Source organism: Planosporangium flavigriseum (assembly GCF_011947225.1).
GTDB classification, from domain to species: domain Bacteria; phylum Actinomycetota; class Actinomycetes; order Mycobacteriales; family Micromonosporaceae; genus Planosporangium; species Planosporangium flavigriseum.
On the sequence record NZ_JAATVW010000010.1, the window covers coordinates 1 to 19941 of the forward strand.

A 19941-nucleotide genomic window follows, 5' to 3' on the forward strand; every position below is an offset into this window, starting at 1 on the left:
GGCGATCAGCGGCGGCCGATGACGACCGTCGCGTCCAGGTCATCATCGCTGGCCACGGCCGGGCTCAGCCCGGCCGTGGCCAGCGCGTCGGCCGCGGCGTCCGCCTGGTCCGCGCCGATCTCCAGTAGCAGATGCCTGCCGGGGGCGAGCCAGTCGCGGGCGGCAGCGGCGACCCGGCGCAGGACGTCGAGTCCGTCGGGTCCACCGTCCAGCGCCACCAGCGGCTCGTGGATCCGCGCCTCCGGCGGTAGAAGATCAACAGCTTTCGTGGGCACGTACGGGACGTTGGCCACCAGCACGTCGACGCCGCCGCGCAGCCGGATCGGGAGCGGGGCGTACAGGTCGCCGGCGTAGACGCGGCCGCCGAACGTAGCGAGATTGCGCCGCGCACACCGTACGGCGGCCGGCTCGATGTCCACGGCGTACAGCGCGACGTCGTCGACGAGCGCCGCCACCGCCACACCGACGGCGCCCGAGCCGCAGCCCAGGTCCACAATGGTCGAACCCGGCCCGGCGAGCGCGGCGGCCCGGCGTACGAGCAGTTCGGTCCGGCGGCGCGGTACGAAAACCCCCGGTTCGACGATGACCCGCAGCCCGCAGAAGTCGGCCCAGCCTAGGACGTGCTCCAGTGGCAGCCCGGCCACGCGCCGCTCGACCATGGCCAGCAGCGCGGCCGGTGTCTTCGCGGAATCGATCAGCAGGTGCGCCTCGTCCTCGGCGAACACGCACCCGGCGGCGCGGAGTCTGCGGACGATCGCGGTCCGGCTCAACGCCGGCGTGGATGTCGACATGGATAACCCTTCGGGACGCCTCTGGGCGCTCCCGCGGTTACCGTGGCTCGACTCAGATCGAAGAAGTCGGCCGGCCGCACGGTGGGAGCACCGCGCCGTTCACGACGAGAATCGGTCCCACCTCCTTGGTAGCAGCGGCTGAGGGCAGCGACGTTACCCTACCGTCCCCATTGCTCAGCCGCAGTGCAGACAGGACGGCGTTTTCGCGGAGTACCGTCGATGTGACAGCAGATCGCCGTGCGGCCTCCCTGGGGGTGGTAGCGCCCGATGAATGACCAGACGGTGTCGATCGGTGACCGGCTGCGGAACCTGCGCACCGAGCGTGCCTTGACGCAGGAGGGCCTCGCGGAGCGGTCCAGTGTGAGTGTCGATCTGATCAAGAAGCTTGAACAGGGAAAGCGGGAATCGGCCCGGCTGACCACGCTCGCCGCGCTCGCCAACGCCCTTGACGTGCCGCTGTCGCACTTGATGGATAAGCGTCCGCGCCTTGACGACGGTGGTGACCGTCTGGTGCTCGGTCTGCGTGACGCTCTGCTGTCACCGACCCTGTTGCCCGGCATTGACCAGGACGACAGCGGGGATCCGACGCCGCTGAGGGACTTGGAAGCGGCAGTGCGACACGCGTGGGGTGCCTACTGGGCGGGCGAATTCAACGACCTCGCCCGTACGCTTCCACGTCTTGTCGCCGAAGCGAGGGTCACCGAGCGGAGCCTCGGCTCCCAGGCGGCTGGGCTACTTGCCCAGGCGTACCAGCTCACGGCGTGCCTGCTGGTGCACCTTGGTCGGGATGATCTGGCAGCGGTCGGAGCCGAGCGCGCGCTGGCGGTAGCGGGTCGTGGCGACGATGAATTGCAGTGGGCCACGCTCTACGGCACTTATGGCTGGGTGTTGCTTAGTCAGGCCCGCTACGAAGAAGCCGAGCGGCTCGCGATCCGCATCGCCGAGCGGATTGAGCCGCGATTCTCCAGCGCGTCGGAGAAGCACCTCACCGTCTGGGGTGGACTGGTGCTGTGGGCGATGGCGGCAGCGGTAGAGGGCGCGCGTGGAGACGCCGCGCTCGACTACATCTCGCTGGCGCGAATGGGCGCGGCTCGCATGGATCGCGACAGGCACGACTATGAGGTGAACTTCGGCCCGACCCAGGTGGCGATGCAGACAACCTACGCGTACTCGGTGCTCGGTGAACCGGATCGGGCGCTGACCGCAGCGCGGGACGTGCACCGTGAAGACCTCTACACCATTTCGTACGGCCGTCACCTGCTTGACGTCGCACAGGCGCACACGAACTCCAGACATGATGCACTGGCTGTCGATGTTCTGCACGAGGCCCAGGCTCTGGCGCCAGTGTGGTTTCGCCATCAGGTTCTGGCGCGCACGCTGGTAGCGGAGCTGCGGCAGCGACGCGCTCGCCTGTCCGCAGGGCTGCGCGACCTGGTCCAGTCGCTCGGTGCGGTGTAGGCAGGGGGACATCCTGTCCTCTTTCTGCTCCGTAGCGCGGTTTTCCAGGGACGCCGTGTCCCTGGTTGCCCGGTAACCGCCGCCCTACGTTCGGCCGAGTGGGTGCGGCGGTTGGATGTTCCTATGGCCTGGCCGCCGCGCCCCTCCCGAGTCGAACAGGGAGGCCAAGCGTTGGACCTGGCGGAAGTCGCACGTCCCGTGTCCGATGCTGTTCGACCTGGACGCTCGAGTCCGTACCCCACGTCACCGCAGCGCCGGGAGGTACTGATGTCGGTACACCAGCCGATGGCCCGGACCTGGATGTGCGCCGGCTGTTCGTCACCTTGGCCGTGCCCGACTCGCCGGCGACAGATGCTTGCCCAGTACGCCGACGCTCCGGTGTCGCTCGCGTTGCTGCTTGGTTCGGCGTTGGTGGAAGCGACGGCGGATCTGCGGGCCGTGCAGGCGGGGGACCTGTACGACCAGTTCGTCGGCTGGCTGCCAAGCATGTCTCAGTGACCGACGGCAGGCCCTGTACACGTCAGGCGCTCGCGTTGAAGTGCCAACCAGATCTTGATTAGGCACCAAATTTGGTGCCTAATCCTCCAAGACTTAAAAGGGTTGGCAGACCGCGTCGCCGGTTACCGCATCGACGTTGCCGCAAGGCAGCGCCTACTCGCCCAGCGGTGCATCATCCTCGTCCTCGATCCAGGGGTCGGGTGCGAGTAGATGTACATCGGGGACGGCCGCGTCGTGTTCCTCGTCTGTCGAGTCGAAGGTGAGCATGTCGACCCCTTCGGGAATCCCCACTCGGGAGAGATGGATGCCCCGCAAACAAGCGTCGCACCAAAGGATTGCGTAGCCGATCCTGCTTTGCGGGTCGCCGGTGTAGGAGATCTTCACCTTGCCATCGCCGCAGCTGGGGCAGTCGACGCTGACTTCGTCGGGAGCGGCATTCTGGATGCATCCAAACGCATCCATCCACGCCTTCCATACGCCTTGCTGCTCCGTCATGCGCGACATCGCCGACTCCTTACGGCTCCATGAGGTGCCTGTGCGCTTCCCACCACTGGTTTTCGTGCGCGTAAGCCCGCTTTTCCCAGTCGCGAAGCTCTTTCCTTGTGGTGGGAACGCGCAGTCCCTTACGGATGTCCTCAAGGTGGAAACGTTCGTGGGCGAGTGTACGCGCAAGTTGTTCTTCGTCCGCAAATGCGTCCCGCGTCAGAATTACCTTCCCGTCTGGGGTGGTGATGCCGTAAAACTCCTTACCCGGTCCTCCTCCGTAACGGGCTTTGTCAATAAGGATTTTCACTCCGTCGATGTTGATCCCGTACTTGACGGCCATGGCCCGCACGTTGTCCATGTTCATGAGGATCTTTTTGCCGTTGCGGACGATCCCGTCGCCTTCGCGAAGAAGTTGGAACTCCCTGCCACCGAGGAGCCGGCCGAGGATCTCCTTCAGCTTCTCGATCAGCTCACCGAGCCGGCGGACCTCCGGCATCAGCCGCCGCAGGCTCGCCAGCAACCCTTTGAGCCAGCGGGCGATCTTCGCGGCCCAGGAGGCGACCAGGGTGGCGACCTGCTCGACCACCAGCGGGGTGGCCAGGCCGAGGGAGAGGGCCTCCTCGGCGGCGTACACGATCAACCGCGACACACAGGTGGCGATCGCATCGCGTACGAGGATGCGCACGGCGGCGATCAGCGCCCCGGCGCCTTCGGTGATCGCCGCCATGGTCTCGGACGCCTTGGCCAGCCCGGTGACCGCGTCGCGCTGCTGCGCGGACCAGGCCCGGTAGGCCGCGCCAGCCCCGCCACCCCAGTCGGTGACATCCCACCGGACGGCCCGGTCGAGGTCGGCGGCGCGCTCATGCAGAGAGGCGGCGACGTTGCGCCAGGTCTGGGCGTGCCCGGCGATCTGCGCCGGGTCGCCGGCCAGCCAGTCAAGGGCCGCACTCAAAGGCTTGACGTGCTCGATGATCCAGGCGACGCCGTACTGCAGCAGCACCCCAACCGGGTCGGATACGAACGCGAGGGCGTCGAGGCCGGCGCCGACCACACCGAGGCTGCCGTCGATCCAGCTGCCGCTGCGCACACTCTGGGCGATCAGCTCGATGTCCTCGGCGATCCACACCCCGGACCAGGCGTGGGTCGGCCCGTCCAGGCGGCCGGCGACCAGCGGATTGACGGTCACAACGGGTTCCGGACGCGGCAGAAGGTGTCATCGACACGGTCCACGCGGCGAATGTACCGGCATCGATCAATCCGGTAAGTCTGGTTGCCGACAGTCAGCGTTTCTGCGGCAGATGTCCAGAGTCCACGGCGAGGTGCCGAGTGTCAGTGCCATGATTATGACCAGTGGTCACTGTCATGGAGGGGATGAGGTGCCGACAGCCACGTGGGAGCGGCTGCCTGAAGCGCGCCGTTCTGCCATCGTCCGTGCCGCGGAGGAGGAGTTCGCCGCGCACGGGTTCTCCGGCGGCAGCCTCAACGTCATCGCCCGTAGCGCCAACGTAGCCAAGGGCAGCCTGTTCCAGTACTTCCGCGACAAGGCGGACCTGTACGCCTACCTGTCGGAGCGAGCCAGCCTCCGCATCCGGGAGGACATGGAGGTGCGGATCCGGGACCTGGACTGGGCGCAGGGTTTCTTCCCCACCATGCGGGAGTTGATGGTCGTCTGGGAGGAGTACTTCCACACCCATCCGTTGGAACGCGCGATGACCGCGGCGGTGAACCTTGAGCCGGACGGCTCCGCGCGGCACGCGGTACGGCGCGTCGCGAACGAGCACTACCTGGCGGTGCTGCGCCCGATGCTGCTCGCCGCCAAGGAGCGGGGCGACCTTCGTCCGGACGCGGACGTCGAGGCGTTCCTGGCCATGCTGCTGCTGTTGCTGCCCCACCTCGCGCTCGCCGCGCACAACCCAGGGCTCGACCCGGTGCTCGGCCTGGACAGTGCCAGCCCGCAGGACCGGGTGAAGGCGATCGACCGGCTCATGGCGGTCTTCCAGTCCGCCTTCGGCGCGACGGCCCTAACCTCTAGCCGCGGGGAGCCAGTCGAGCGTGGTCTCCAGCGGTGAGAGCCAGTCGCGGTCCAGCATCAGGTCGTGCCCCATGCCGGGGAATTCGCGCAGGGTAGCGCCGTAGCGCTGGGCCGTCCGGCGTACGTCCGAGATCGGGACCAGCCGGTCGTTGGGGGTGGCGAGCACCAGGACGGGTGCGCGGCCACGCGGCGGGGCGGGTGGCCGGTGCAGCAGCAGTTGGTACTGCGCGAACGGTGACTCGGGGCCGCATCGGTGCGCCTGCTGCTGCGCCTCGCTCGGATCCAGGCCGGCGAACAGATACCTCGGCCGCAGCGGCAGCGAGCCGCCGAGAGTCATCCGTACGGCGTCGAGGGGGTGCTGCCGCGCTATGGAGGCCAGTGAACCGACGGCCGGATGGGCCGGCACCGGGGCGACCAGTACGCCGGCGTGCGCGGCGTACCGCGCCAGCGCCTGCTGCACCACCAGGCCGCCCATGGAGTGTCCGACCAGAACCGGCCGGCGTGGCAGGGAAGCGGCGGTGTGAATGACGTCCTTGACGTAGTGGGACAGCCGGGCGGTGCGCAGTGTCCCCGCGCTCCCGCCGTGACCGCGCAGCGACACGGCATAGCCCGCATATCCGCGCGTGGCGGACTCGCGCAGCCAGTGCTCCCAGCACCAGGCGCCGTGGCCGAGCCCGTGTACGAACAGCAGTGGCGGTTTGGTTGAGTCCGCCACCGCGGGCATCGCCGACAGCAGCTCCAGGCCGCGCGGACCGGTACACCTTTCGATGGGGGAAGGGTTGCTGCTCATGGTCGCGGACTCTACAGTGACCAGTGGTCATATGACCAGTGGTCACATTGGGGAGATGCCCGTGTCAAGCTCCGTCGCCGCCACCCACCGCCTGCCCTACGCCAAGCCGAACTCCGCGGTCTGCGTCATCGGAGCCGGCTCGTCCGGGATCGCAGCCGTCAAGGTCCTGCACGAGCGGGGCTTCGACGTAGACTGCTTCGAAGCGTCGGACCGGGTCGGCGGCAACTGGGTGTGGGGCAACCGCAACGGAATGTCCTCGTCCTACAAGTCGCTGCACATCAACACCTCGCGCAGCCGCATGGAGTTCAGCGACTTTCCCATGCCCGAGCACCTGCCGAACTTCGCGCGGCACGACCAGATCGCCGCGTACTTCAACGCCTACGTCGACCACTTCGGCTTCCGGGACCGGATCGCCTTCAACACGGGCGTCGAGCACGTCGCGCCGCGGGAGGGCGGCGGGTTCGATGTCCGCCTGAGTACGGGCGAGACCCGGCAGTACGACGCGGTGCTGGTCGCCAACGGCCACCACTGGGACCCGCGTATGCCCGAGCCGGGATTCCCGGGCGCGGACACGTTCACCGGCCAGCAGATGCACTCCCACGACTACAAGGAGGAGTCGCAACTGGTCGGTAAGAAGGTCGTCGTGCTCGGCATGGGCAACTCCGCCATGGACATCGCCGTCGACGCCAGCTATCACGCCGCTGAGACGTACCTGGCCCACCGCCGGGGCGTGCACATCATCCCCAAGTACGTCTTCGGCAGGCCATACGACGCGATCGCCGGTCACGAGCGGATCCCCGCCTGGCTTCGCTGGCGGCTGGCCCGGCCGCTGATGCGCGCCGCCACCGGGCCCATGTCCCGCTACGGGCTCCAGAACCCCGACCACAAGTTCGCCCAGGCGCACCCCACCATGTCCAGCCGCATCCTGGACCGCCTCGCGCACGGCGCGATCACGCCGAAGCCCAATATCGACCACTTCGACGGACCCGACGTGGTGTTCACCGACGGCACCCGGGTCGCCGCCGACCTGGTCGTGTACTGCACGGGGTACAAGATCTCGTTCCCGTTCTTCGACGCCGACTTCCTCGACCCGGGCCGGGACAACGAGGTACACCTCTACAAGCGCATGTTCCACCCAGGCGTCCCGGGTCTGTACTTCATCGGCCTCATCCAACCGCTGGGGGCGATCATGCCGATCGCGGAGCGGCAGTCCGAGCTCGCCGCCGACCACCTCGAAGGGCGTTACGCGCTCCCCAGCGACGTGGAGATGATCGCGGAGATCAATCGTCACCGCGCTGCGATCGCCAAGCGGTACGTCGCCAGCAAGCGCCACACCATCCAGGTGGACTTCGACGACTACATGCTCGCGCTCCGGAAAGAGGGTGCCGCGGGAGCCAGGCGCGCACGCGCCCACCGCTCGGGTACCAGGGTCGCGGGCTGACGGGAGTCTCCGACGGTCCGGCCGACACGGAGGCAGATCGGCGTTTGCGAGGTCAACTTATGATCCACATGCCGATAGCCCCTGTCAGGATGAAGGACCGAGATGCCACCGACCCGCCGGAAATCCGCTTCTGTCACGCTCGGCGTGACCTCGTTGCTCGCGGTTGCCCTGACGGGTGCGTGCGGCTCGCAACGTGCCGGCGGAGACGAGTATGGCGCGGTGTGCGTCGACCCGCAGACACAGCAGCGGATCGACGACGACTACTGCGACGACGACACCCACTACCACTCGGGCGGTGGCTGGTACTTCATCCGGTCCGGACGGTCCTACCCGGCGAAGGGGCAGAAGGTGTCGGGCGGCTCGTTCAGCCGGCCCGGCGGCGGGTCCACGGTGAAGTACGGTGGCGTGGCCGCGCAGGGTGGCCCGGTCGTCAAAGCTGACAGTGGCTCTGTGTCGCGCGGCGGCTTCGGTGGCAAGTCCGGCGGGAGCGGCTCCTGATGCGCCGGCACCCGTCCACCCCGCGGCCGGGCTGGCGGCAGACCGTCGAGTCCCAGGGGCTGGTCTTCCCGGTCACCGTCTGCGACGACGGTAGCGAGATCCCGTACTGGTACGAATCAGCGTATTACGAGTTGACGATGTCGCAGGTCGAGGAGCTTGAAGAGGTCACCGAGACCCTGCACGGCATGGCCGTCGAGGCGGCCCGGTTCCTCGCCACCGGCGCGATGGGCAATCTGGGCCTGCCGGCGCTCGCCCTCGACCTGGCGCGCGACTCGCTCGCCAAGAACCCGCCGTCGCTGTACGGCCGGTTCGACCTACGCTATGACGGCACCGGCCCGGCGAAGATGCTGGAGTACAACGCCGACACCCCGACCGGGCTGCTCGAGTCCGCCGTCGCCCAGTACTTCTGGGCCGACGACGTCTTCCCCGACCGGGACCAGTGGAACAGCCTGCACGACCGGCTCGTGATGGCCTGGCGTACCCAGTCGCTGAGGTTCCGGTCGAACACCGTCCACTTCGCGCACAGTGTCGCCGACGAGTCCGGCGAAGAGTGGATGACGGTCGCGTACCTGCGCGACACCGCCGACCAGGCCGGGCTGGACACCGTCGGGTTGACGGTGGAAGACATCGGCTACGACAAAGCCACCGGCCGCTTCGTCGACCTCGCCGAGACGCCGATCGACACGTGCTTCAAGCTGTACCCGTGGGAGGACATGCTGGCTGAGGAGTTCGGCGTCTACGTGATGACCGACCCGGACAGCGTCACCTGGCTCGAACCGCTATGGAAGGTGCTGCTGAGCAACAAGGCGCTGCTCGCGGCGATGTGGCACCTCTACCCTGACCACCCGAACCTGCTCCCGGCGTACCTGGTCGGCCCCGGCCCACTGACCGAGTGGGTGGCCAAGCCGTTGCACGGCCGGGAGGGCGCCAACATCAGGATCCATGCCGACGGAGTCAGGACGACCCAGCCGGGCGGGTACGGCGACGAGGGCTGGTGCTACCAGCAGTGGTGCCCGCTGCCTGACTTCGACGGCAACAAGGCCGTGCTCGGCTCGTGGATCGTGGACGGCAAGGCGGCGGGCGTGGGCATCAGGGAGTCCGACTCCTGGGTCACCGACTTCTACGCCCGGTTCGTGCCGCACGTCATCGACGCCCCACGCCCCGATGAGGCCACGATCCAGCGGTGGCTCGCTGAATCACGTCCCGGCTGATCGTCGACCACGACGAATTCGCCCACGCCGAACAGGTCCGGATGGAGAACAAAATGGACCAAATCCTGGCGAACCAGGCCCGCATTATCGCCGCCCTCGGCATCGACCCAGCCGACCCGTCCGACGCGGCCGACACCGGCCGTTGACCCGCTCGCTCGTCCGCCTCCCTGTAGAAAGGCCCCCGCTGCCATGCTCGCCAGCCTTGGGTACGCACTCGCCTACACCGTCGTCGGCATCGCCCTGCTCGCCGGCGGATTCTTCGCTCTGGATCTGCTGACCCCCGGCCGGCTCGGCAAGCACATCTACGAGAATCGCAGCGTCAACGCCGCAATCGTGCTCGCCTCCGGCTTCCTCGGCCTCGGCGCTGTCACGTTCACCGCAATCTGGACCAACGCCACCAGCGGCTTCGGTAGCGCCCTGGCCTGGACCGTCGTGTTCGGCGTGTTCGGCATCGCCCTGCAGGCTCTCGCGTTCGTCGTGCTGGACCTCATCACGCCGGGCAAGTTGGGCGAGATCGTCGTGCAGGTGCCGTTCCACCCGGCCAGCCTGGTCACCGCGGCATCCCAGCTCGCGGTCTCGGCGATCATCGTCGCCTCGATCACTCCCTGATCACCTGGCCGCGGTTCACCGGGTGTACGCGGATGGGCAGGGCATCCGTATTGGTCGGCGGAGCCGGTCGGGATCGCGGACGGCCACGGATGAGCGCGAGGCCAATGAATCCGGTACCGCCGGTCACACGTGCGCTCTGCTCACCATTACTGCCTGGCCCGGAGCTGTCGATGGCGGGCTGGTGGCGTTCTTGAACGTCTCACGTGACGAGAAGAAATAGCCAGCGATCGCTACTTTGTGCGCTGTGGGAATGCGCCCGGTGGGTGCGCTGATCGATTGTTGGATCGGCGGGGATCCGCGCGCTACCAATGCCGCGTCACTAAAGAAATCCTCTGAGTAGCCTCTTGTCCTACCTCACGTCCTGAAGTACGGTCCAAGCCACCTGAAGTTCTACTTCAGTTGGTCTTGCCAGAACGTGTTGATGATCACGATGCGCCCCGCGAGCGGGTAGCGCAAGAGGTTTCGCTCGGCGGGCATGCAGCGCGCCGGGACCCAGACGGGAGAGTGGTGTGGCCAAGCAACGACACGCCGAGATCGCCGGCGCCGGACTCGCCGGCCTGACCACGGCAACGGTACTGGCGCAGAACGGTTGGTCGGTCCGGGTGCATGAGAAGGGTGCCGAGCTCCGCGAGATCGGCGCGGGCATCTTCCTGTGGGAGAACGCTCTGCGTGCGCTCGAAGCGATCGGCGCCTATGACGCGGTGACCTCGCGGGCCGAGCGGGTCCAGAGCCCCGAGTTGCGGGACCACCGCAACCGGTTGCTTCAGCGGGAATGGCTTCGTCACGGAAGGCTCTTCACCGTCGCTCGCCGGCACCTGCACAAGTCCCTCGTGGACGCCGCGCTCGCCGCGGGAGTGGAGATCCGGACCAACTCACCGGTGGTGGGGGCGCACCCGGCCGGCAGCCTCGAGACCGCTGACGGCCAGACGTACACGGCGGACCTGGTCATCGGCGCCGACGGCGTGTACTCCAAGGTGCGGGACTCGCTGGGGCTCGCCAAGCGGGTCCGCGACCTCGGCGACGGCTGCGGCCGGCACCTCATCCCGCGTAACTCCGACGACCCGGTCGGCACGACGTACGAGGCGTGGCACGGTGGTCGACGGATCGGTGTGGTCCCGTGCTCGCCGGACGAGACGTACATCTTCCTCTGCTGCCCCGAGTCCGACGTGGACGGCACAGACCAGCAGCCGTTCAACCGGCAGACCTGGTTGGAGACGTTCCCCGACTTCCGCTCACAGCTGGAGCGAATTCCGGACAACGGCGAGGGCCGCTGGGCCTCGTTCTACGACGTCGAGAGCTGGGCCTGGCACAAAGGCAAGGTCGCGATCATCGGCGACGCCGCGCACGCCATGTCGCCGAACCTCGGCCAGGCGGCGTGTGTCGCGATGACCAACGCGGTCGCGCTGGGGCAGGCGCTGCGCGCCTACGACGTGGACAAGGCCCTGGACGTCTGGCAGGCGAGCGAGAGCCCGATGGTCGCGCGCGTGCAGCGCTACTCCCGGTTCTACGGCCGGGTCGGCACACGCTGGCCGCAGAACCTGCTGGACGTCCGCTCCGGGTTCATCTGGGCCCTGGGCAAGGCGGCACCCGTCCAGAAGCGCATCAATTTCGCTGCGGAGTACTTCCCGCAGATCTCCCGCTAAGAGCGCACCGAAGACCTCAGAAAGGCCGGAGAAGATATGGCAAGACGCATGAAGTTGGCGGGCGCCACCGGCGCTCTGTTATCCCTCGCCCTGCTGGGTGGCTGTGGCAGCAAGTCGCCCGCGGAGCCGAAGGCGGACGAGACCGCAGACTGGTCGATCCCCGCGACGTTCATCGACTGCGACGCCGCGGGCGTCGAGCGCGGCTGCATCGGCAAGGGTGAGGAGGGTACCTACAAGCCGCTCGCGGCCAGTGACATCACCAAGCCGTGGAAGATCTGCGCGACGGTCCCGCACCTGAAGGACGAGGTGTGGGTGGCCGTGAACTACGGCATGACCGCAGAAACCCGCCGCCTGGGTGTGGAGATGCAGTTCAACGATGCCGGTGGGTACACCGAGGTGACCAACCAGGTCAGCCAGATCGAGAACTGCGTCTCCAACGGCGCGAACGCCATCGTCATCGGCGCGGTCAGCCAGGACTCGCTCAATCCCGCGATCGAGGCCGCCGTCGCCAAGGGCGTCGTCGTGGTCGACGCCGGCAACGGCGTGACGTCGCCGAAGGTTCAGGGCCGGGCGGTCGTTGACTACTACGAGATGGGCAAGGCCGTCGGCGAGAACCTGGTAAAGCAGAACAAGGCGCTGCGGGTGGCGCTGCTGCCCGGCCCGGCCGGCGCAGGCTGGTCGGAGCGGTCGGCCAAGGGCTTCAAGGAGGCCGTCGCCGGTAGCCAGGTCCAACTGGTCGACACCAAGTACGGCGAGACCGGCAAGGAGGTCCAGCTCCGGCTCGTCGAGGACACCCTGGCCAGCCACAAGGACCTCGACGCGATCGTCGGCACCGCGGTGACCGTGGACGTGGCCCAGGCGGTCCTGAACGAGCGCAGCCTGACCGACAAGATCGGCCTGTACGGCACGTACCTCAACCCGACGACGCTGGACCTGATCAAGGCCGGCCGGGCGGTGTGCGCGCCCACCGAGCAGCCGGTGATGACGTTCCGGATCGCCGTGGACACCGCCGTCCGGCTGCTGGAGAAGAAGCCGCTCAAGGAGGGCTTCGAGCGCAACGCGCCGCGGCCGCTGATGGCGTGCGGGGAGAAGGCCGGTTCGGCCAACAACATCAAGAGCTTCGACGCGTCGACGAGCTTCGCGCCCAAGGGCTGGAAGCCGGTCACGACCGTCAAGGCCAAGAGCAACTGACGTAGTTCACGGCGTTCAAGGCGGAGGAAGAACCTGCATGGACACGATTGCGCTGGTCGGTCGGGTCATCACGGTGAGCGGATCGGCCGATGCGGCCGCGGTGCTCGTGCGGGACGGCAGGATCGAGGCCGTGGGCGGCGACGACGTCGTCGCCCACGCCCGGTCCGCCGGGATCCCGGTGCGGGACGTCGGGGACCGGGTGATCCTGCCCGGTTTCGTCGACCCCCATGTCCACTTCGAGCACTACGCGGTGGGTCGGGGCCGCGGCGTGGACTGCCGGGTCCCCGGCTGCCTGACCATCTCCGACGTGCTGGACAACCTGCGTGACGGACTGGGCAAGGCCGCCGACACCGGCTGGCTGATCGGGTACGGAAACCTGTTCTTCGACCAGAAGTTGGCCGAGCGGCGCTTGCCGACCCGGTACGAGCTGGACAAGGTCAGTGACCGGATCCCGATCGTCCTCCACTGTGGGGGACATACGTCGGTGCTCAACACCCGCGCGCTGGAACTGGCGGGGGTGGAGCGGTTCCTGGGCGGCGGCGCCGAGGGGCTGTGGGGAAGCCCGGTCGTCGCCGTGGACGCCAACGGCGCGCCGACCGGCGTCGTCAGCGAGATCGACGGCCATTTGCCGATCCCGCCGCTGTCCCCGGACGAGGTGCGCGCGCACATGGAGTCGGCGTACCGGGACCTGTTCACCCGGTACGGGGTGACCACCTTCGGTGAGATGGTCGGCTCGCTGGCCAGTGTGGACATTCTCGACGAGCTGATTTCATCGGGCCGTATCCCGGCCCGTGCCGTCCTGTACGGCATGGTGCCTTCGATCCTGCCGCTGGAGCAGGCCTGCGAATGGGCCGCCTCCTACCGCAGCGCCGCAGGACCGGATCGGCTGTCCGCCGCGGGCGTCAAGCTGTTCGCCGACGGCGGCTATTCGGCCCGCAACGCGGCCAGCCGCACGCCGTACGTCCGGGAGCACGCGCCGCGGGCCGGCTACGCCGGGCAGCTCAACATGACCCAGGCCGCCATCCTCGACGCGCTGCACGCCAGCCGCCGGCACGACGTCCAGCTCGCGGTGCACGCGAACGGCACCCGGGCCCAGGACGAGATCGTCGCCGCGCTGCTGTCGGTGGCCGACCCGCACGCGCACCGGAGCGTGCGCATCGAACACGCCGGAAACATCCTCGGGTCGCGGGCAGACCTCGTGCAGTGGCGCCGGGCCAACGTCACCCCGATCGTCCAGCCCGGCTTCCTGTACAACTTCGTGGGCGATTTCGTCCCGATGCTGCTCGGCGACGCCGGCACCAAGGGCCGCCTGCCGCTGCGCACCATGCTCGAGGACGGGATCGTGCCCGTCGCCAGCACGGATGTCGGGCTCGGGGCGGAGGAGGAGCAGTCCAACCCGCTGTTCTCCATCTGGGAATGCGCGGCGCGGCGCAGCTACTGGGGCCGCGTCATCGAGGAGGAGGAGAGCATCGGGTTCGCCCAGGCGCTCCGCCTGCACACCATCGAGGCCGCCCGCTCGCTCGGCATCGATGACAAGGTCGGCTCGATCGAACCCGGCAAGTACGCCGACCTCGTCGTGCTCGACCGCGACCCGCGGCGGGTGCCCCTGGACGAACTGCGGCAGATCGAGGTCGACTCGGTGTACCTGGCCGGCCGGGAGGTCCATCACCGGGACGGTTCGCGGTGACGGCGCTGTTGCGGGTCGAGTCGCTCACCAAGCAGTTCCCCGGCGTACTCGCCCTCGACAACGTGTCGCTCGACGTCGACGCCGGCGAAGTGCACGTCCTGCTGGGGGAGAACGGCGCCGGGAAGTCGACTCTGATCAAGATGCTGGCCGGGCTGTACCTCCCCTCCAGCGGACGGATCCTGCTGGGCGGCGAGGAGATGTCCTTCGCCGCGCCGCGGGACGCCCGAGCGGCCGGTATCAGTACAGTCTTTCAGGAGCTCAGCCTCGTCCCGACGCTCACCGTCGCCGAGAACCTGTTCCTCGGCCGGCTGCCGTCCGCGCGCGGCATCGTGGCCCGGCGGAGGTTGCGCGACATGGCGCGTGCGGCGCTCGACCGGATCGGCGCGGACATCCCGCTCGGTGCGAAGGTGTCGTCCCTGCCGCGGTCAGCGCAGCAACTCGTGGAGATCGCCAAGGGACTCCTCGGCGAGGCCCGGCTGCTGATCCTGGACGAGCCCACTGCGTCACTCGGCGACCGGGAGAGCGAGCGCCTGTTGGAGCTGGTGCGGACACTGTCCGGTCAGGGCCTCGGCATCATCTACATCACCCACCGGATGCGGGAGATTTCCCAGATCGGCCACCGGGTCACCGTGCTGCGCGACGGCCGCCTCATCGACACGGTTCCCGCGGACACGGGCGAGGACCGGCTGGTGGAGCTGATGACCGGGCGGGCGCTGGAGGACCTGTACCCGAGCCTGCCGCGTACGCCCGGTGCGGAGCTGCTGACCCTGCACGACGTGACGGGGCCGGAGCTGCACGGCATCTCGTTGAGCGTGCGTGCCGGAGAGATCGTCGGCGTCGCGGGGTTGCTGGGATCCGGCAAGTCGTCGGTGGGCCGGACCTGTTTCGGGCTGGACCCGCTGCACTCCGGCCGAATCGAGGTCCAGGGCAAGCCCCTGAAGCAGCTCGCTCCGGCAGCGGCGATCACGCGCGGGATCGTGTACTACCCGTCCGACCGTCGTCACCAGGGCCTGGCGCTGTGCCGGCCGTTGTTCGCCAACATCACCCTTGGCAGCCTTCGGCACGCCAAGGCCAGTACGTTCGGGCTGGTCAACCGGCGCAGGGAAAGGTCGGTGGCGACGTCGTACGTGGAGCGGCTGTCCATCCGGCCCGGCGACATCGGCCGCCGCACCGAGCTGTTCTCGGGTGGCAACCAGCAGAAGGCCGTACTGGCACGCGGGCTCATCCATGGCACCCAGGTGCACATCTTCGACGAACCCACGGTGGGGATCGACGTCAGTGCCAAGGCCGACGTGTACCGGGTCATGTCCGAGCTCGCGGCCGCAGGGAAGGCTGTCCTGCTGATCTCGTCCGACCTCCCTGAGGTACTCGGGATGTCCGACCGGGTCTACGTACTGCACGAAGGGCATGTCGTGTCCCACCTGACCGGAGACGAGATCACCGAGAGCGCCGTCCTGTCCACGTTTTTCGGCGAGGCAAGCACCACTACTCCAGGAGGTCCGTCCGCATGACGACCCTGACGAACAACGCTTCCGCGTCCACGCCAGCGCTGCCGGCCACCCCGCTGAGCCGCCGTATCACCGCAAAGGTGATCGAGCTCGGCCTGCTTCCGATTCTCCTGGTCGCGATGCTGGTCGTCTTCGCCACGGTGGAGCCGCGCTTCCTCTCCGCCCAGAACCTCACCAACGTCGGGCGGCAGTCGGTGTACCTGCTGCTCGTCACGCTCGGGCAGATGATCGTCCTGCTGTGCGCGCAGCTCGACCTCTCCGTGGGGTCGACGATCGCGCTGACGAGCGTGATCACCGCGCTGGCGCTCTCCGCCGAGGTGCCCCCGGTCCTCGCCGTCCTCGCCGGCCTCGGTGTCGGGCTCGTCGTCGGTCTGGTGAACGGCCTCGTGGTGGCGTTCTGGCACGTCCCGTCGTTCATGGTGACGCTCGGGACGACCTCGCTCGCCACGGGCGCCGCCCTGCTGCTCTCCAACGGCGCGCCGGTCACCGGGGTACCGCTGTCCTTCTCGGCCTTCCTCGGAACCGGCAGCCTGGGCGGCATCCCGGTTCCGGTGATCATCGCAGTGCTCGTGGCCCTCGCCGTCTACGGAATCCTGTACTGGACGAACTTCGGCCGGAACATCTTCGCGATCGGCGGCAACGAGCTGGCCGCGACGGTGGCCGGTATCCGGGTCAAGGCGGTGCTCGTGGCCGCGTTCGTGGTCTGCTCCGTGCTCACGTCGCTGGCGGGCGTCCTGCTGACCGCACGTGTGGCGTCCGGGGAAGCGACCCTCGGCGGGTCCTTCGTCCTGTTGTCAATCGCCGCGGCTGTTCTGGGTGGAACATCGCTTTTTGGCGGTGAAGGACGAATCGGCCTCGTCGTGCTCGGAGTGATCTTCATCGGGGTTCTCAACAACGGGATGAACCTGCTGCAGATCTCCAGCTACATTCAGCAGCTCGTGCTTGGCGCTGTCCTGATCTCCGCGGTGGCGCTCGATCGGCTGCGGGCCCGGATGGGATAACCATGAGGGGCCGTCCCTGGCCCACCGGGATCTGCCGAGCGATTGAATGCTGCGAGCGGCTGCCGGGCTAGGATCGCGATTGCCGGTAACCCGTGCCGCACCGCTCTACGGACCGCCCACCGCAGTGCGTGTCCACAAGGAGAACGCTCAACAAGATGGATCAGCCACAGCCGCCAAGACGTGGACGGAAACGGTCCGGCGATGCCAGGGCGGTTTCGGAAGACCGGGACGCGACCGGCGCCGTGAAGGATGAGGCAGACCGGGAGCTTGGAAACCGTATCCGCGAGATGCGGCGGGACAAGGGAATAACCCTGTCCGAGGCGGCGAAGGCCGCTGACGTCTCGGAAAGCTTCCTGTCGCAGGTGGAGCGCGGAATCGCCAACCCGTCGGTCGCCTCGCTGCGCCGGATCGCCGACGCGCTCAACGAGCCGGTGGCTTCGCTCTTCGTCGGCAAGGAGAGCGAGGGCATGCTGATCCGCGCGGGCGAACGGCGCCGGATGGCGCACCCGCGGGGCGCGTACGAGGACTTTTTACTGACCCCGCCCACCGCCCGCAAGCTGCAGATCATCCAGACGGTGATCGGCCCCGGTAGGGGATCGGGCGACGAACCATACGCTCACAATGCCGACGAGGAGTGCGTGATCGTGCTCAACGGTCGGCTCGACGTGACCGTCGGGGGTACGTCGCATCGCCTCGAGAGCGGCGACTCTCTGCTGATCGATCCGCGGCAGGAGCACAGTTTCCACAACTTCACGGAGGAGCCCACCGTCGTTCTGTGGGCCATGAGCCCATCCGTGTACTGATGGTTGAGGAGGGCGCCAGGAACGCTGTCAGAAAGCCCCCTGCGTTGACGGCCCAGTGCAGGGCGGCCGGCGCCAGCAGGCTGCCGCTGTGGCGCCGGACCCCACACAGGACCACGCCGGCCACCGCGGTTGCGACAACTGCCGCGGGCACGACTATCGCTCTCCGTGAGTCCGCCGCTGGATTCAGCCTGGGCAGTTCTCGGGACGGCAGCACGTGCCAGAGGCCGAACAGCGAGGAGGAAAGCGTGGTGGCGCAGAACCGGCCGTATCGGTTGCGCAGAAGTCCATAGAGGACGCTGCGAAAAGCGACCTCCTCGAGCAGCACCGTGCCAGCCGGAATGCGTACCAGCACATCGCGACGGACGCCGCCAGCGTGGGCGGCGGGGCGAACCCCACGGGCAGCCGCTGTCGCCGATGGCAGCGTCAAGGGCCGACCTCTCAGCCGCCGCTGCGGTACGGGCGCGTGATGATCTCCACGTTGTGCCCGTTCGGGTCCTCGAAGTACACGCCACGACCCCCGTCGTGATGGTTGATCCGCCCGGCGGACTGGTGGCCGGGGTCGAGCCTGTCCATCGACCGTGCCGATCAGCTTCCCCGGCCGGGCTGGCCCGGTCCGGTGGGTCCGGGTCCCGCCACGGGGGTAGGGGCATCGGCCGAGCCCGTCAGGCGACGAACTGGATTCGCCGCCTCCTTACCCACAGCAGTACCGCCCCCAGGACCAGCAGCGCGGTCCCGGTCGCGACTAGCGATGTCAGCGCGACACCGGTCACCGCCAGACCGGCGAACGTCACCGCCGAACAGCCGGGCGGGTCGAGCCCGATCAGGTTGGTGGCGTTGCCCGCGCACACCTGGTAGGTACCCGGAGTGGCGGCCACCTTGACCGTGACCGTGCAGGACGCCTGGCCGGCTGAGAGGTTGCCGTTGACCGTGATTGAGGTGCTGCCCGGCTGGGCGGTCAGCGTGCCGCCTGGGCAGGTGGTGGCTGCGTCGCTGGCGTCGGCCACCCGTAGTCCGGCGGGCAGGTGCTCGGCGAACGACCAGCCGGCCTTCGCGGCGAGGTCGGTGGTGTTGGTGACGGTCAGCGTCAGGGTGGCGGGCAGGTCATTCCCCTCGGCCGCCGGACTCAACGTCTGGTCGAGGCGCGGGGTGACGTCGAGGATGCGGACGTTGTCGAAGGCGCCGTCGTTGCCGAACCCGGACCCCTGCTCGTTGATCATCCTGATGCCGATTGAGGATCCGGTGAACAGGGTCGGGTTGTCGGCGGTGTACGTGCCGACACTCGTGACGCCGATGACGGTGCCGGGGTTGTCGCACGGGTCGATCGGCGAGGCCGACGTGGAGATGGCCGTCGCGCCATCGAGCAGGAAGAACCGCAGCAGCGGATGGAAGACGTGGCAGTTGACTGCCGCTGCATCGACGGAGAAGGTGATGAACCGGTTGGTCACCGCGAGCGGCACCGGCGACACAGACTCGAACTCGACCTTCCCAGCACCGGGATCATTCCACGTGTACGCACTGACCACGTGGTTGCTCGCGCCGTCTCCGCCGGCCCACTGACCCAGCGCGCCGGCTATCATGCGGACGTCGTTCCAGGACCCGACATCGCCGCAGCCACTGAACGGCGGATTCACGGGCGGCTGGAGCGGCGAGGCGATTACCCCGTTGCAGTAGCCCAGCCAGGCCGGGTCGGCGGTGTACCGCAGGTGCCCGGGCGCCGCCCCGGTGTACCCGTCCAGCATGACGGCCGCGCTGCCCTGGCCGTTTTCGAAGTCTTCCACGTAGAGCGGACGAGGCGTTCGCGGGGTGCCGGGGCTGTTGGGTGTGCCGGCTTGGGCGGGTACCGGACCTTGGGCGGCCAGCATGACAAGGCCGGCGGCCAGCGATGAGAGCACTCTGTGCACGATTTGTTAACGGCTGCCCGCGTACCGGGATACGAATTGTTCCCGAATTCCTTTTTCCTGGATGGCACTGCCGAGCCGCCCGGTACGTGAGGTCGACCTGCCGCTCTTCTGGCCGGTCGACTCCGCCGCAGCCTGGCCGCCACGATCACCCGATGGTGGTCCCTTGCGGGCGGGGCATAAGCCTTGGGTCGCGGTGGTGATCCGGTAAAGCGGCCAGCAGGTCAGGCGCCCCCGCTCCAGAACTACCGCCGCCGGTCGTCGCGCAGGTTCAGCGCGAGGCAGTCCAGCCAGGTCAGGTAGGTGCCCCTGCGGCTGCCGGTACCCGATGGCCTCCGCGGTCGGCACCGTCACCGTCGAGACCGGGATCGGCGCGGTCAGCGGCTACGGCGCCGC

At 68.2% G+C, this 19941-nt stretch carries 20 protein-coding genes; 13 read left to right on the plus strand and 7 right to left on the minus strand.

From position 1 onward, the window contains the following. Window positions 1–5: 5 nt before the first annotated feature. Window positions 6–791: a putative protein N(5)-glutamine methyltransferase gene (locus HC028_RS15210; RefSeq protein WP_168077838.1), complete on the minus strand. Its 786-nt coding sequence runs from the start codon at window positions 789–791 to the stop codon at window positions 6–8. A 267-nt stretch (window positions 792–1058) separates the two neighbouring features. Here HC028_RS15210 and HC028_RS15215 point away from each other — a divergent pair, with 267 nt between their 5' ends. Both HC028_RS15215 and HC028_RS15220 read left to right on the plus strand, forming a co-directional pair. Then, window positions 1059–2249, plus strand: coding sequence for a helix-turn-helix domain-containing protein (locus HC028_RS15215; protein ID WP_168077841.1), 1191 nt, complete (start codon window positions 1059–1061; stop codon window positions 2247–2249). A 267-nt stretch (window positions 2250–2516) separates the two neighbouring features. Beyond that, window positions 2517–2747, plus strand: coding sequence for a hypothetical protein (locus HC028_RS15220; protein ID WP_168077843.1), 231 nt, complete (start codon window positions 2517–2519; stop codon window positions 2745–2747). Window positions 2748–2900: 153 nt separating this feature from the next. Here the strand turns inward: HC028_RS15220 and HC028_RS15225 are convergent, their stop codons facing one another. Continuing rightward, window positions 2901–3251: a hypothetical protein gene (locus tag HC028_RS15225; RefSeq protein WP_168077845.1), complete on the minus strand. Its 351-nt coding sequence runs from the start codon at window positions 3249–3251 to the stop codon at window positions 2901–2903. 10 nt (window positions 3252–3261) lie between these two features. Further along, window positions 3262–4419 carry a WXG100 family type VII secretion target gene (locus tag HC028_RS27610; protein ID WP_239075689.1) on the minus strand — a complete coding sequence of 386 codons (1158 nt, stop codon included), beginning with the start codon at window positions 4417–4419 and terminating at the stop codon, window positions 3262–3264. Window positions 4420–4609: 190 nt separating this feature from the next. Between HC028_RS27610 and HC028_RS15235 the strand changes: the two genes are divergently transcribed. Beyond that, window positions 4610–5302 carry a TetR/AcrR family transcriptional regulator gene (locus HC028_RS15235; protein WP_168077847.1) on the plus strand — a complete coding sequence of 231 codons (693 nt, stop codon included), beginning with the start codon at window positions 4610–4612 and terminating at the stop codon, window positions 5300–5302. On the opposite strand, the gene HC028_RS15240 is transcribed toward HC028_RS15235, so the two are convergent. Beyond that, a complete protein-coding gene (locus tag HC028_RS15240; protein ID WP_168077849.1) occupies window positions 5255–6055 on the minus strand; it encodes an alpha/beta hydrolase in 801 nt (266 codons plus the stop codon). The two genes, HC028_RS15235 and HC028_RS15240, sit on opposite strands and share 48 nt — an antisense overlap. A gap of 61 nt (window positions 6056–6116) precedes the next feature. On the opposite strand from HC028_RS15240, the gene HC028_RS15245 reads away from it, so the two are divergent. The 10 genes from HC028_RS15245 (at window position 6117) to HC028_RS15290 (ending at window position 17647) form a co-directional block, all read left to right on the plus strand. Further along, window positions 6117–7496 carry a flavin-containing monooxygenase gene (locus tag HC028_RS15245; RefSeq protein WP_239075688.1) on the plus strand — a complete coding sequence of 460 codons (1380 nt, stop codon included), beginning with the start codon at window positions 6117–6119 and terminating at the stop codon, window positions 7494–7496. Between the two features lie 102 nt (window positions 7497–7598). Then, window positions 7599–7994 (plus strand): tRNA-dihydrouridine synthase, encoded by a 396-nt coding sequence (locus HC028_RS15250; protein WP_168077853.1) that lies wholly within the window; start codon window positions 7599–7601, stop codon window positions 7992–7994. Beyond that, window positions 7994–9205 (plus strand): glutathionylspermidine synthase family protein, encoded by a 1212-nt coding sequence (locus HC028_RS15255; RefSeq protein WP_168077855.1) that lies wholly within the window; start codon window positions 7994–7996, stop codon window positions 9203–9205. Before HC028_RS15250 ends, HC028_RS15255 begins: the two co-directional genes overlap by 1 nt. A 189-nt stretch (window positions 9206–9394) precedes the next feature. Next, window positions 9395–9814 carry a DUF350 domain-containing protein gene (locus tag HC028_RS15260; RefSeq protein ID WP_168077857.1) on the plus strand — a complete coding sequence of 140 codons (420 nt, stop codon included), beginning with the start codon at window positions 9395–9397 and terminating at the stop codon, window positions 9812–9814. Window positions 9815–10323: 509 nt separating this feature from the next. Beyond that, complete coding sequence (locus tag HC028_RS15265) at window positions 10324–11457, plus strand: FAD-dependent oxidoreductase (protein ID WP_168077859.1); 1134 nt, start codon at window positions 10324–10326, stop codon at window positions 11455–11457. 48 nt (window positions 11458–11505) lie between these two features. Then, window positions 11506–12648, plus strand: a complete 1143-nt coding sequence (torT, locus tag HC028_RS15270; protein ID WP_168077861.1) for a TMAO reductase system periplasmic protein TorT — start codon at window positions 11506–11508, stop codon at window positions 12646–12648. 37 nt (window positions 12649–12685) lie between these two features. Further along, window positions 12686–14335 carry an amidohydrolase gene (locus HC028_RS15275; protein ID WP_168077863.1) on the plus strand — a complete coding sequence of 550 codons (1650 nt, stop codon included), beginning with the start codon at window positions 12686–12688 and terminating at the stop codon, window positions 14333–14335. Further along, window positions 14332–15846, plus strand: a complete 1515-nt coding sequence (locus HC028_RS15280; protein ID WP_168077866.1) for a sugar ABC transporter ATP-binding protein — start codon at window positions 14332–14334, stop codon at window positions 15844–15846. Before HC028_RS15275 ends, HC028_RS15280 begins: the two co-directional genes overlap by 4 nt. Next, window positions 15843–16844 carry an ABC transporter permease gene (locus tag HC028_RS15285; protein ID WP_168077869.1) on the plus strand — a complete coding sequence of 334 codons (1002 nt, stop codon included), beginning with the start codon at window positions 15843–15845 and terminating at the stop codon, window positions 16842–16844. The genes HC028_RS15280 and HC028_RS15285 overlap by 4 nt, the downstream gene beginning before the upstream one ends. A 242-nt stretch (window positions 16845–17086) precedes the next feature. Further along, entirely contained in the window at window positions 17087–17647 is a 561-nt protein-coding gene (locus tag HC028_RS15290; RefSeq protein WP_168077871.1) for a helix-turn-helix domain-containing protein, read from the plus strand. Here the strand turns inward: HC028_RS15290 and HC028_RS28715 are convergent. The 3 genes from HC028_RS28715 to HC028_RS15305 form a co-directional block, all read right to left on the minus strand. Continuing rightward, a complete protein-coding gene (locus HC028_RS28715; protein ID WP_205861434.1) occupies window positions 17595–17999 on the minus strand; it encodes a CPBP family intramembrane glutamic endopeptidase in 405 nt (134 codons plus the stop codon). The two genes, HC028_RS15290 and HC028_RS28715, sit on opposite strands and share 53 nt — an antisense overlap. Window positions 18000–18085: 86 nt before the next feature. Next, window positions 18086–18220 (minus strand): VOC family protein, encoded by a 135-nt coding sequence (locus tag HC028_RS28160; RefSeq protein ID WP_275408278.1) that lies wholly within the window; start codon window positions 18218–18220, stop codon window positions 18086–18088. Window positions 18221–18309: 89 nt separating this feature from the next. Beyond that, window positions 18310–19539 carry a DUF7933 domain-containing protein gene (locus tag HC028_RS15305; RefSeq protein WP_168077874.1) on the minus strand — a complete coding sequence of 410 codons (1230 nt, stop codon included), beginning with the start codon at window positions 19537–19539 and terminating at the stop codon, window positions 18310–18312. Between the last annotated feature and the right edge of the window lie 402 nt (window positions 19540–19941).

Coding starts and splice junctions, on each gene's coding strand:
- HC028_RS15210 (WP_168077838.1), bottom strand. CDS start 791: ATGTCGACATCCACGCCGGCGTTGAGCCGGACCGCGATCGTCCGCAGA.
- HC028_RS15215 (WP_168077841.1), top strand. CDS start 1,059: ATGAATGACCAGACGGTGTCGATCGGTGACCGGCTGCGGAACCTGCGC.
- HC028_RS15220 (WP_168077843.1), top strand. CDS start 2,517: ATGTCGGTACACCAGCCGATGGCCCGGACCTGGATGTGCGCCGGCTGT.
- HC028_RS15225 (WP_168077845.1), bottom strand. CDS start 3,251: ATGTCGCGCATGACGGAGCAGCAAGGCGTATGGAAGGCGTGGATGGAT.
- HC028_RS15240 (WP_168077849.1), bottom strand. CDS start 6,055: ATGAGCAGCAACCCTTCCCCCATCGAAAGGTGTACCGGTCCGCGCGGC.
- HC028_RS15250 (WP_168077853.1), top strand. CDS start 7,599: ATGCCACCGACCCGCCGGAAATCCGCTTCTGTCACGCTCGGCGTGACC.
- HC028_RS15255 (WP_168077855.1), top strand. CDS start 7,994: ATGCGCCGGCACCCGTCCACCCCGCGGCCGGGCTGGCGGCAGACCGTC.
- HC028_RS15260 (WP_168077857.1), top strand. CDS start 9,395: ATGCTCGCCAGCCTTGGGTACGCACTCGCCTACACCGTCGTCGGCATC.
- torT (WP_168077861.1), top strand. CDS start 11,506: ATGAAGTTGGCGGGCGCCACCGGCGCTCTGTTATCCCTCGCCCTGCTG.
- HC028_RS15275 (WP_168077863.1), top strand. CDS start 12,686: ATGGACACGATTGCGCTGGTCGGTCGGGTCATCACGGTGAGCGGATCG.
- HC028_RS15285 (WP_168077869.1), top strand. CDS start 15,843: ATGACGACCCTGACGAACAACGCTTCCGCGTCCACGCCAGCGCTGCCG.
- HC028_RS28160 (WP_275408278.1), bottom strand. CDS start 18,220: ATGGACAGGCTCGACCCCGGCCACCAGTCCGCCGGGCGGATCAACCAT.